An 11,463-nucleotide genomic window follows, 5' to 3' on the forward strand; every position below is an offset into this window, starting at 1 on the left:
TTCTGGTTGAGGATGGCGTCGATGCACACGGCGGTCTTGCCCGTCTTGCGGTCGCCGATGATGAGCTGACGCTGTCCGCGACCGATGGGGGTCATCGCGTCGATGGCCTTGATGCCGGTCTGCAGCGGCTCTTCGACCGGCTGACGCTCGAGCACCGAAGCAGCCTGGAGCTCGAGTGCGCGGTTCTCGGTCGACTCGATGTCGCCGAGGCCGTCGATGGGCTGGCCGAGGGGGTTGACGACGCGACCGAGGTAGCCGTCGCCCACCGGTACCGACAGAACGTCGCCGGTGCGCTTGACTTCCTGGCCTTCTTCGATGTGCTCGTAGTCGCCGAGGATGACGGCACCGATTTCGGTGGCGTCGAGGTTGAGTGCAACACCGAGAACGCCGCCGGGGAATTCGAGCAGCTCGTTGGACATTGCCGACGGGAGACCGGACACGTGTGCGATTCCGTCAGACGTGTCGGTAACCGTGCCGACCTCCTCGCGGGAGGACTCCGGTGAGTAGCTCGCGGTGAAGTTCTCGATCGCGCTACGGATCTCGTCGGAGGAGATCGTCAGCTCCGCCATATTAATTCCTGCTCTTCCTTCAATGATCGCGGTATTAGAGGCTCCGACAATTCGGAGCGCTTCTCATGGAGACTGTGGTGCCCGAACTCGGACTACTTGAGCGTCTTTCGCAATGCAGCGAGGCGGCCTGCCCCACTACCGTCGATGACCTCGTCGCCTATCCGGACCACGAGTCCGCTGAGCAGTTCGGTATCGATCTCGACGTGCACGGTGACGGGCTTGCCGTAGGTCCGCGTCAACGTCGCGGTCAGCTTCTCGAGCTGACTGTCGCTGAGTGGCGCCGCGCTACGCACGTGCGCCACGGCTCGATCGCGGATTTGAGCCGCCAAGCCTGCCAGCTCGTCCAGCGCATCGGCGGGAGCCGCCTTGCGCAGACGGCTGACCGCCTGGATCGCCAGAGCCTCGGTGACCGCGGTGACCTTGCCGTAGAGCAAGCGACCGAGCAGCTCACGCTTCGCCTGAACGGGCTTGCCGAGATCCGACAACGCCTGTTCGAGCTGAGGGTTGGCTGCAACGATCCGACCGAGACGAAACAGCTCGTCCTCGACGGTGTCGAGCTGATTCTGATCGGATGCGGCGCGAAGCAGTGCTTCGCGACCGAGCACGATCAGGGAGTTCAGCAGATCCGACGCCTTCGACCAGCTCTCGGAAACAGCGGTCTTCAGGATTCGTGCGGTGACCTCGGAGACCTGCCCGGCGAACACCTGCTCGACGAGCGCGCTGCGACGTTCGGCGGACACCGACGCGTCGGCCAGCGCGGTACGCAACGTGCGCTGCCCGTCGAGGGTCTCCACGACTGCGAAGAGCTCGGCACCGGTCTGCGCGGCAGCAGCAGTTGAATCTGCTGCCGACGCGGACCCCAGTGCATCGTTCGCAACCGAACGCGTGCGGGCCAGAGCCTCGCGACTCGTTGCGTACATGCTTATCTCACTTTCCCGCTGCAGAATCAGCGGTGACGGAGTCGAGTTCGCTCAGGAAGCGATCGATGGAACCGGCTCGCTTCGCCTCGTCGGACAACTGTTCTCCGATGACCTTCTCGGCGAGTTCGACTGCAGTGCGTCCGAGGTCGCCGCGGAGTTCCGTGACAATCTGCTGACGCTGAGCAACGAGCTGGTTGTGACCTGCGGCCACGATCCGGTCGCTTTCTTCCTGCGCCTTCGTCTTCATTTCGGCGAGGATTGCCTGACCCTGAGTGCGCGCTTCCTCACGGATCTGCGCGGCCTCCGAGCGGGCGTCGGCGAGCTGCTTCTGGTACTGCTCGAGAGCAGCCTTGGCTTCTGCCTGAGCCTCTTCGGCCCTCTTGATGCCGCCTTCGATCAGTTCGCTTCGTTGCGCCATGACTTCTTGGAACTTCGGAAGGATGTACTTCCAGAAGACGAAGCCGATGACAGCGATGCAGACCGCAGACCAAACGATGTCGTATGTCGCGGGGAGAAGAGGATTGACGTCCTCGCCCTCCGCCGCGGCCAAGAACGCGATGTCGGTTGCCATGTGGGATTAACCGAACAGGAAGCCGGCGACGATACCGATCAGCGCGAGCGCTTCGGTGAACGCGATGCCGAGGAACATGTTGGTACGGATGGTGCCCTGGAGCTCCGGCTGACGCGCGATGCCCTCGATGGCCTTGCCGACCACGATGCCTACACCGATGCCAGGTCCGATGGCTGCGAGACCGTAACCGATTGCGCCGTAGCCCGTGCCGGTCACCGTGCTGGTCGTTTCCTGTGCCAGGTACGCGAGGCTCATTTGTTTTCCGTTCCCTTTCTGTTGCCCATCACCGGTCGGTGCGTGGGTCAGGTAGATCTTTCGGTCGTGCGGTCTAGTGAGAGTCGGCGCTGCGCTCTAGTGCGAATCTGCGTGCAGGGCGAGGTCGATGTACACCGCGGTGAGCAGTGCGAACACGTATGCCTGCAGGCCGATAACGAGCATCTCGAACAAGGTGAATCCGAAGCCCGCTGCAAGGGAGAACAAGCCGAAAATCTTCATTCCCGCCGCGGCCTGGAAGAAGAAGAACTGGGTCGCGCTGAAGAACAGCACAAGCATGAGGTGACCGGCCAGCATGTTCGCCATGAGACGAACGGTGAGCGTGAACGGCCGGAGGATGAACGTCGAGATGAACTCGATCGGAATCAGGATGATGTGCAGTGCCCACGGAACGTCCGGGACGACGACGCTGCTCTTGACGTACTTGAAGAATCCGTACTTCTTGATTCCCACGTAGTTGAACGTGACGTACGCGATCAGCGCCAGCACGATCGGCATACCGATTCGTGCGTTCGGCGAGATGTTGAGGAAAGGAATGATTCCCGAGAGATTCATGAACAGCACGGCGAAGAAGATCGTCATGATGATCGGCAGGAACCGCTTGCCCTGCTCCTTGCCGAGGATCTCGTCCGCGATCTGGATCTTGACGAAGTCGAGCATGTACTCGACGCAGTTCTGCAGACCGCGCGGGACGACCTTCGGACTCCGCATCGCGACCGCGAACAGCACGACCAAGACGACGGTCATGAGAATGCGAATCAGCATCAGCCGGTCGAGTTCGAAGGGAGTGCCTTCGAACAACACAGCGGGAGGAAAGAAGTCGGATAGTGACGGCGGAGTAAACTCCGCAGCCAGGTTGGTGACGCTCAGCGGTCTCTCCCGTGTTCGGGCCGCAGACGACGAAGACTGCGGTTCGATCGGACATTGACGATCTGTCAAGTCGACGAAATCGGCTCGAGGTCGTCAGCAGCTGAGGCCTGGTCTTCGTCGGCCAGCGTCTGTCGGGTGTCGGCGACTCACGTCGACTCGGTAATTCTTGGTCGCGTCTGTAGTGAAACTCACGCGACTTCCGGTTACCTGCAAGGGCGTTTGTGCTGCGTTTTGTCCTGTTCGCGGCAGTCCTGCCCTCACTTGGTCGGAACTTTATCAACACAACTACGACGATGTGTAGGTGGGGCCACTACTTGACCGATTACGACAAGGCGTCGTACTACGTTTCGTCATTGCTGTTGTTCGACGGGGTGTCGTCGACGTACGGAGCTTTCGTTCGCACCACACCGTAGACCTCTGCACCCAGAACGAGAACGAGTGCGGACACCACAACCAGAGCCAACGATTTCTTGCTGTAGAAGTCCATGTCCTTGAGCAGTGCAAGGACCACCACGGCCAGAAGCATCTTGACGATCCACCCACCGAGCAGCACCGCACCCGCCATCGTCGGCGGAAATTTGGACGTCAGGGAGATCGAGAGGGCCGTAGTGAGAATGAACCCGCCGCCCAGCGCCGCACCGATCAACGCACCCCACAGACCAGGAAGGCCTGCGATCAGCCACGCGACGGCACCTCCGAGCACGGTCAGGGCCACCAAACCGATCACGCCGTAACGAACGGCGGCGCGCATCGAGTCGGACTGGTCGGGTACGGGCGCAGGAGAGAAGCTCACAGCCGCACAGACTACCCAGCAACGACGCTCGTCACCGTCGACGGCCTCGCCGCCCGATGCCCGCTCCGCCTCGGCGCTGCCGGGCCATGTCCCATCTCATCGTCGGAACAGCCGTCACCACCAGTGCGAACACGAGCCCGGCCGCAACGAGCAACACGACGATCCGCCGATCGAGCAACGACGAACCGACGGCGCCGAACGCAAGCACACCGACCCACAGATAGATGACGAGAACAACCCGGCGGTGCGAGTGACCGATCTGCAGCAGCCGGTGGTGCAGGTGCATCTTGTCCGGGCTGAACGGACTTCGTCCTGCCCGCGTACGCCTGATGACCGCGAGCAACAGATCCAGAATAGGGATGAACATGACCGCACCGACCAGCAGCAGCGGTGACAGCAGACCGAGCAGGTCACGCGGTCCGTACGCCGTCAACGGAATGCGGCCGGACGCACTGGTCGCGATGGTCGCCAACATCAGCCCGATGAGCATCGATCCCGAATCACCCATGAAGATCCGAGCCGGCTGAAAGTTGTGCGGGAGGAAACCCAGGCATGCGCCGGCGAGCGCCGCCGCGATCACAGCGGGCGGGTAGACGCCGACATCGCCGCCCTGCTCGTGCAGCAGGCCCACCGAAAACACGCAGATGGCCATCGACGCGATGAAGCCGAGCCCGGCGGCCAGACCGTCGAGGCCGTCGACGAAGTTCATGGCGTTGACCATGACCACCGTAATCAGGACCGTCACCAGGCCCGCTTGGAGTTGGTCCAATACCAGCGTGGTTCCGCCGGCAACGAACGGGACGTAGATGAGATACCAACTCACGCCCATGACCACGAGCACACCCGCCGCTGTGACCTGCCCGACGAACTTGGTCAGGGCGTCGAGACCCCAGCGATCGTCGATGATCCCCACTACCACGATGACGAATCCGGCGATCAGGGCGGCCGGGATGTCCTGGTATCCGTAGCGCGAGTCGAAACCGCGGGTGAGCGCAGGCAACTGCGACGCGAACAGCAGGGCCACGAGCATTCCGGCGAACATGCCGGTGCCGCCGAGACGGGGCGTCGGCGTCACGTGCACGTCTCGTTCACGTGGTGCGGCGACAGCCCCGAATTTGATGGCCAGCACGCGGACGCCACCCGTTGCCAGGAACGTCACGACCGCGGCGGTCAGGAAGACCAGGAGGAGTTCCCTGATCGGTACTCCCGCACCCTGGCCGGTTTGCGCGAGGACCTGGGCGGTCATCGAGGCGGAGCCGAGCCATCACGCGGAGGCGGAGCCGAGCCATCACGCGGCCGGGGGTACGCCGGCTTGCGGGAAACGAGGGATGTGACCTCGTCCCGCACGGACGCGAGTTCGCGGTCACCGGCCGTCGTACCGGCGTCGGCACGAACTGCGCGCGCAACCAGTGTGCCGACTGCAGACATGTCGTCGAGGTCGAAGCCCTGGGTGGTGACCGCGGCCGAACCCACGCGAATTCCGGACGCCACGGCGGGGGGCGCTGGATCGAAAGGAATGGCGTTCTTGTTGAGTGTGATGCCCGCGGCGGAGCACCGCGCTTCGGCCGTTCGGCCGTCGACGCCGAGGTGCTGCAGGTCGAACAAGGCGAGATGCGTATCGGTGCCTCCGGACACCGGACGCATGTCGGCGCCTGCGAGCGAAGCCGACAACGCCTGCGCATTGGAGACGACCTGGGCGGCATAGCGGCGATAGGACTCGGTAGACGCCTCACGGAATGCGACGGCCTTGCCTGCGACCGCATGCATCAGCGGCCCGCCCTGACTGAACGGAAACACCGCCTTGTCGACTGCACGCGCATGCTCGGCCTTGCACATCAGCATGCCGCCGCGGGGCCCACGCAAGACCTTGTGAGTGGTGGCGGACACCACGTCGGCGTACGGAACGGGGGACGGAATAGCTTGTCCGGCAACAAGTCCGATGAAATGAGCCGCGTCGACCCATAGAATGGCGCCGACCTCGTCGGCGATGGAACGGAAGGCGGCGAAGTCGATCTCGCGGGAATACGCCGTGGCGCCCGCGACAATGATTCGGGGCCGATGAACCAGGGCGAGCTCGCGGACCTCGTCGTAATCGATCAGTTCGTTCTCGCGGCGCACGTGATAGGGCACCGCGGTGAACCACTTGCCGGAGAAGCTGACCTTGGACCCGTGCGTGAGATGACCACCGTGCGGCAAACTCATCGCCAGCACCGCGTCGCCGGGTTGCGCGAACGCCGCGTAGACGGCCAGGTTCGCATTGGCACCGGAATGGGGCTGAACGTTGACGTGGTCTGCGCCGAACAACGCCTTGGCGCGTTCGACAGCCAGGTTCTCGGCATGGTCGACGACCTCGCAGCCGCCGTAGTAGCGGGCGCCCGGGTACCCCTCGGCGTACTTGTTGGTGAGGACGCTGCCCTGTGCCGCTAGAACGGCAGGGGAGGTGAAATTCTCACTCGCGATGAGTTGCAGTCCGCCGCGCTGACGGTCGAGCTCACCCGACAGGACGCCGGCGATCTCCGGATCGACAACCTCGAGCTCGGTAAAATCCGGACCGTAGAACCGTGATTCGTTCACTGCGACGCACCTCCCGGGACAAGACTCTCCGCCGTCACTCCCAGTACCTCGGCGACGGCCTCGGTCGGGACCGCTCCGGCGCGAAGAATCTTGGGCTGATCGGCTGTGAGATCGACGATGGTCGACGCCTTCGCGTGCTCCGCGGGACCGCCGTCGAGGTAGACGGCCGCCGAACCGCCGAGTTGATCGCGAGCCTCTGCGACCGTGGTGGCGGGTGGGCGACCCGAGATGTTGGCACTGGACACGGCAAGCGGCCCCACCTCGCGGAGAAGCTCCAGAGCGACGGGGTGCAGAGGCATCCGCAGCATGACGGTGCCCTGGGCGTCGCCGAGGTCCCACGCCAATGACGGTGCCTGCTGAACCACGACGCTCAGAGCACCCGGCCAGAAGGCCCGGACGAGGTCGCGTGTGCGGGGTCGAACGCTGCCGACCAGCCCGTCGATGGTGTTCCACGATCCGACCAGAACGGGCACCGGCATATCCCTGCCCCGGCCTTTCGCACGCAGGAGATCGGTGACCGCGCTGCCGTCGAACGCGTCGGCAGCAAGGCCGTACAGCGTGTCCGTCGGCATGACGACGAGTCGACCCGATTTGAGTGCGCCCCGGGCTGCGGACAATCCGGCTGCTCGGGAATCGGCCTGCTGGCAGTCGTAGACGGTACTCACCCCTTCATCTTGTCACTCGCAGCACGAGGCACCGCGGAAGGCTCTGCCCGTGCGTCGTACTGCGAGCGTCAGCTGTCCGAGGAGGCGGCGCGGGTGGCCACGACGAAGCGGGGACGGCCCGACAAGTCGGGGTGCGGGGTCACATCGGTGAAGACCCGCCGGCCCTCGAAGAGCGCTACGACTCGGTCGCCGTGCGAATCGTCGTGCTCGACGCCCACTCCCCCACCGACGCGCAGCCACCGTGCAATGTTGGGAATCATCGGCTCGATGACCGACAGTCCGTCGACACCGCCGAACAGAGCCAGGTGAGGATCGTGATCGATGACTTCGGGGTCGAGCTGCGCGCCCTCGGGAACGTACGGCGGATTCGCGACGATCACGTTCACCCGGCCGTCGAGCTCAGGCAGCACCGACCGGTCGGTGACGTCGCCGTGATGCAGCACGATCGGAGTGTCACCGTTTTCGGCACGTAGCTCGGCGTTGCGCCGCGCCCACGCCAGAGCGGACGGATCGAGTTCCACGGCATGCACCTCCGCATCGGGACGTGCGTTGGCCAACGCCAGGGCCAGCGCCCCCGAGCCGGTACAGAGATCGAGAACGACAGGCGGTCGGTGGTCGACGCCCTCGAGGAAGGCGAGAGCCCACCCCAACAGCAATTCCGTCTCCGGACGGGGAACGAAGACGCCCGGCCCGACCTCGACGTCGATGTTGCCCAGCGCCGTCGTTCCGGTGATGTACTGCAGCGGAATTCGCTTTGCACGTTGCTCGACGGTTTTGTTGTAGGCGTCGATGACCTCGGGCTCGACGAGAGGAACGAGGCCGAGCCGCCCGCGTTCGACGCCGACGAGATGCGAGGCCAGCAGTTCCGCATCGACTCGGGCGCTGGGTACGCCCGCCGCCTCGAGCGTCGCGGTTGCTTCGAGGATGGCCAGGCGCAGCGGTTTGCGAGTCACGCGTACAGCGTGCCATGCCGCTACGACGCGAAAAACGCCGCTACTCGGCTTGCATCCGCGCTTCGCGGTCTGCCTTTCCGAGTGCATCGAGCAGAGCGTCGAGCTCACCATCGAGAACGGCATCGAGGTTGTGCGACTTGAATCCGATGCGGTGGTCGGTGATGCGGTTCTCGGGGAAGTTGTAGGTACGGATTCGCTCCGACCGGTCGACGGTGCGCACCTGGCTGGCTCGGCCTGCGGCTGCTTCCTCGTCGGCTGCTTCCTCGGCCGCCGCTTGAAGCCTCGCAGCCAGGACCTGCATGGCCCGCGCCTTGTTCTGCAACTGGGAGCGCTCGTTCTGACACGTCACGACGATGCCCGTGGGCAGGTGCGTGATGCGTACGGCGGAGTCCGTCGTGTTGACGCCCTGGCCGCCCTTGCCCGACGACCGGTACACGTCGATACGCAAATCCGTCTCGTCGATCTGTACTTCCTCGACCTCGTCCGGTTCCGGGTAGACCAGAATGCCGGCCGCGGAGGTGTGCACGCGTCCCTGCGATTCGGTGACGGGAACGCGCTGCACGCGGTGAACACCGCCTTCGAACTTCAGGCGGGCCCACACGCTGTTCAACGGATCGCCCTTGGCCTTGATGGACAGCGTCGCATCCTTGTAGCCGCCCAGATCGGAGACGTTTGCGTCGAGAATTTCCACTCGCCAGCCGCGGCGCTCGGCGTACCGGACGTACATGCGCGCGAGGTCGGCCGCGAACAGCGCCGACTCCTCGCCGCCCTCACCGGATTTGACCTCCATGACGATGTCGTCGCCGTCGTGCGGGTCACGCGGTGCGAGGAGATCCGCGAGCGTCTGCTCGAGCGTCTCCACGGTCTGTTCGAGCTCGGGGATCTCTGCAGCGAACGACGCATCGTCGGCAGCGAGTTCACGCGCCGCGGCGAGATCGTCCTGAGCGGAAGTCAACTTGCCGTGCACCGACATGACGGGAGCCAGCTCGGCGAAACGCTTTCCGGCGCGACGCGCAGCCGTTGGGTCGTTGTGCAGGGCCGGATCGGCAAGCTGCTGCTCGAGCCCGGAGTGCTCCGCCAGAATGTCGTCGATGGCCGAAGGCTTGGTCGTCCTCGCCATTGTTGTGCTCCGCTCGCTACAGGAATTACTGCTCTTACACGAAAAAAGCCTTACGCCCGCCCTGTAGACATCACAGGACGGGCGTAAGGCGAGACAGCTAGCTGTCGGCTTCGGCCTTCTTGCCGGCGCGCTTGCCGTAGCGAGCCTCGAAGCGTGCGACGCGACCACCGGTGTCGAGAATCTTCTGCTTGCCCGTGTAGAACGGGTGGCACTGCGAGCAGACCTCGACGTTGATGCGCTCTTTGTCGGTGGTGCTGTGGGTCTCGAAAGTATTGCCGCAACCGCACACAACCGTGGTGAGCGTGTAGTTGGGGTGAATTCCTGCCTTCATGGTGTCCCTTTCAGATGGTCGCCGGGTCGCCCTCGCCGATCGAGGACGTGAACCGGAACCGGACTCGGCCGTTCAGTATGCCAGAGAGAGCATCCGACCTGGTAATCCTCTCTCGCCGACAGGTGGTGTAACGCCACCACCTGTCGGGTTGTTCCCGTCAGTCGTCGATTCCGCCGGGAGCGGTCTTCGACACCTGCATCAGGAATTCGAGGTTGTTCTTGCTCTTCTTCAGTCGATCGATAAGCAGGTCGATCGCCTGGTGCGAATCGAGTCCCGACAACACTCGACGAAGCTTGTGCAGCACCGCGGCCTCGTCCGGGTTGAGCAGAAGCTCATCCTTACGTGTACCGGACGGATTGACGTCGACCGCTGGGAACACCCGACGTTCGGCGATCTTTCGGTCGAGCTTGAGCTCGGCGTTACCCGTTCCCTTGAACTCCTCGAAGATCACCGTGTCACCCGTGGATCCGGTCTCGACCATCGCCGTGGCGATGATGGTGAGCGAACCACCGTTCTCGATGTTGCGCGCGGCACCGAGGAATCGCTTCGGCGGGTACAGCGCAGTGGAGTCGACGCCACCGGACAGGATTCGACCCGACGCCGGCGAGCTGTTGTTGTACGCGCGACCGAGCCTGGTGATCGAGTCCAGCAACACCACGACGTCCTGACCTGCCTCCACCAGACGCTTTGCGCGCTCGATGGCAAGCTCGGCGACCGACGTGTGGTCGCCCGGCGGACGGTCGAACGTGGAGGCGATGACCTCACCGTTGACCGAACGCTGCATGTCGGTGACCTCCTCGGGACGTTCGTCCACGAGAACCACCATGAGGTAACACTCGGGGTTGTTGACCGAGATCGCGTTGGCGATGGCCTGCAGAACGCTGGTCTTACCTGCCTTCGGCGGGCTGACGATCAGCGCACGCTGCCCCTTACCGATCGGCATCACCAAGTCGATGATGCGCGTGGTCAAGATGTTCGGCGTGGTCTCGAGGCGCAGTCGCTGGTTCGGGTACAGCGGCGTGAGCTTGCCGAACTCCGGACGCTTGCGTGCTGCCTCGACATCGCCACCGTTGACGGTGTCCAGGCGTACCAGCGGATTGAACTTCTGCCGCTGACTCGACTGCTCACCCTCACGAGCGACACGCACGGCACCGGTGATCGCGTCACCGCGACGCAGGCCGTTCTTGCGCACGAGGTTCATCGAGACGTACACGTCATTGGGACCCGCGAGGTAACCGGAGGTGCGAACGAACGCGTAGTTGTCCAGCACGTCGAGAATGCCGGCTACCGGCTGCAGGACGTCGTCGTCACGGATCTCGGGCTCGCGCTCGTTGTTGCCTGCGGCGCCGCCCTCGCCGCGATCGCGTCCACGACGACGCTCACGGAACCGACGACCCCGACGTCCGCGGCCGTCGCCGTCGTCCTCGGCGTTGTTGTTGTTGTTGTCGCGAGGACCGTTGTTGCCACGGTCCTCGCGGCTGCGATCGTCCCGGCTGCGGTCTTCACCGCGGTTGCGATCTTCACCGCGGTTGCGGTCTTCACCGCGGTTGCGGTCTTCACCGCGGTTGTCGTTCTGGTTTTGATTGCGGTTGCGGTTGCGTCCCTCACCGCGGTTGCGGTCACGACCACCGTCGTTGCGTCCGCTGTCGCCGTCGTTGCTCTCGTCGGCGCTCCGGTTGTCCCGGTTGTCGCGATCGCCGCGGTCTCCCCGAGCGCGACGGGAGCGCTCGTTGGAGGACTCGTCGGAATCATTAGACCTGGTGTCGTTGTCGCCGGTCGTCGGCGCGTCCACGGCGGGTGCAGCGTCAGCATTCGGTGCATTGT

At 64.2% G+C, this 11,463-nt stretch carries 13 protein-coding genes; all 13 read right to left on the reverse strand.

What is annotated here, in order from left to right; all coding sequences use genetic code 11:
- Nucleotides 1-569: F0F1 ATP synthase subunit alpha (locus WBQ44_RS08255; protein WP_495566223.1), on the reverse strand; the 569-nt coding region annotated here is incomplete at its 3' end.
- A gap of 92 nt (nt 570-661) precedes the next feature.
- Nucleotides 662-1,489 carry a F0F1 ATP synthase subunit delta gene (locus WBQ44_RS08260; protein WP_495566224.1) on the reverse strand — a complete coding sequence of 276 codons (828 nt, stop codon included), beginning with the start codon at nt 1,487-1,489 and terminating at the stop codon, nt 662-664.
- 7 nt (nt 1,490-1,496) lie between these two features.
- Nucleotides 1,497-2,060 (reverse strand): F0F1 ATP synthase subunit B, encoded by a 564-nt coding sequence (locus WBQ44_RS08265; RefSeq protein ID WP_495566225.1) that lies wholly within the window; start codon nt 2,058-2,060, stop codon nt 1,497-1,499.
- 6 nt (nt 2,061-2,066) lie between these two features.
- Nucleotides 2,067-2,315 (reverse strand): ATP synthase F0 subunit C, encoded by a 249-nt coding sequence (locus WBQ44_RS08270; protein WP_115968151.1) that lies wholly within the window; start codon nt 2,313-2,315, stop codon nt 2,067-2,069.
- A gap of 96 nt (nt 2,316-2,411) precedes the next feature.
- Nucleotides 2,412-3,188: a F0F1 ATP synthase subunit A gene (gene atpB, locus WBQ44_RS08275; protein WP_495566233.1), complete on the reverse strand. Its 777-nt coding sequence runs from the start codon at nt 3,186-3,188 to the stop codon at nt 2,412-2,414.
- Between the two features lie 355 nt (nt 3,189-3,543).
- Nucleotides 3,544-3,954: a Cg1360 family ATP-synthase-associated protein gene (locus tag WBQ44_RS08280; protein ID WP_495566234.1), complete on the reverse strand. Its 411-nt coding sequence runs from the start codon at nt 3,952-3,954 to the stop codon at nt 3,544-3,546.
- Between the two features lie 73 nt (nt 3,955-4,027).
- Complete coding sequence (locus WBQ44_RS08285; protein WP_495566226.1) at nt 4,028-5,242, reverse strand: glycosyltransferase family 4 protein; 1,215 nt, start codon at nt 5,240-5,242, stop codon at nt 4,028-4,030.
- Nucleotides 5,239-6,570 (reverse strand): serine hydroxymethyltransferase, encoded by a 1,332-nt coding sequence (gene glyA, locus WBQ44_RS08290; RefSeq protein ID WP_495566227.1) that lies wholly within the window; start codon nt 6,568-6,570, stop codon nt 5,239-5,241. Before glyA ends, WBQ44_RS08285 begins: the two co-directional genes overlap by 4 nt.
- Entirely contained in the window at nt 6,567-7,235 is a 669-nt protein-coding gene (locus tag WBQ44_RS08295; protein ID WP_495566228.1) for an L-threonylcarbamoyladenylate synthase, read from the reverse strand. The genes glyA and WBQ44_RS08295 overlap by 4 nt, the downstream gene beginning before the upstream one ends.
- A gap of 68 nt (nt 7,236-7,303) precedes the next feature.
- Nucleotides 7,304-8,188, reverse strand: coding sequence for a peptide chain release factor N(5)-glutamine methyltransferase (gene prmC, locus WBQ44_RS08300; protein WP_495566229.1), 885 nt, complete (start codon nt 8,186-8,188; stop codon nt 7,304-7,306).
- A 40-nt stretch (nt 8,189-8,228) separates the two neighbouring features.
- Nucleotides 8,229-9,308: a peptide chain release factor 1 gene (prfA, locus tag WBQ44_RS08305; protein WP_495566230.1), complete on the reverse strand. Its 1,080-nt coding sequence runs from the start codon at nt 9,306-9,308 to the stop codon at nt 8,229-8,231.
- 97 nt (nt 9,309-9,405) lie between these two features.
- Nucleotides 9,406-9,639: a 50S ribosomal protein L31 gene (gene rpmE / locus WBQ44_RS08310; RefSeq protein ID WP_495566231.1), complete on the reverse strand. Its 234-nt coding sequence runs from the start codon at nt 9,637-9,639 to the stop codon at nt 9,406-9,408.
- A gap of 157 nt (nt 9,640-9,796) precedes the next feature.
- Nucleotides 9,797-11,463: transcription termination factor Rho (gene rho / locus WBQ44_RS08315; protein ID WP_495566232.1), on the reverse strand; the 1,667-nt coding region annotated here is incomplete at its 5' end.

Source organism: Rhodococcus sp. (in: high G+C Gram-positive bacteria), assembly GCF_049591685.1.
Lineage (GTDB): Bacteria > Actinomycetota > Actinomycetes > Mycobacteriales > Mycobacteriaceae > Rhodococcoides.

Coding starts and splice junctions, on each gene's coding strand:
- WBQ44_RS08260 (WP_495566224.1), bottom strand. CDS start 1,489: ATGTACGCAACGAGTCGCGAGGCTCTGGCCCGCACGCGTTCGGTTGCG.
- WBQ44_RS08265 (WP_495566225.1), bottom strand. CDS start 2,060: ATGGCAACCGACATCGCGTTCTTGGCCGCGGCGGAGGGCGAGGACGTC.
- rpmE (WP_495566231.1), bottom strand. CDS start 9,639: ATGAAGGCAGGAATTCACCCCAACTACACGCTCACCACGGTTGTGTGC.
- WBQ44_RS08280 (WP_495566234.1), bottom strand. CDS start 3,954: ATGCGCGCCGCCGTTCGTTACGGCGTGATCGGTTTGGTGGCCCTGACC.
- prfA (WP_495566230.1), bottom strand. CDS start 9,308: ATGGCGAGGACGACCAAGCCTTCGGCCATCGACGACATTCTGGCGGAG.
- WBQ44_RS08285 (WP_495566226.1), bottom strand. CDS start 5,242: ATGACCGCCCAGGTCCTCGCGCAAACCGGCCAGGGTGCGGGAGTACCG.
- WBQ44_RS08270 (WP_115968151.1), bottom strand. CDS start 2,315: ATGAGCCTCGCGTACCTGGCACAGGAAACGACCAGCACGGTGACCGGC.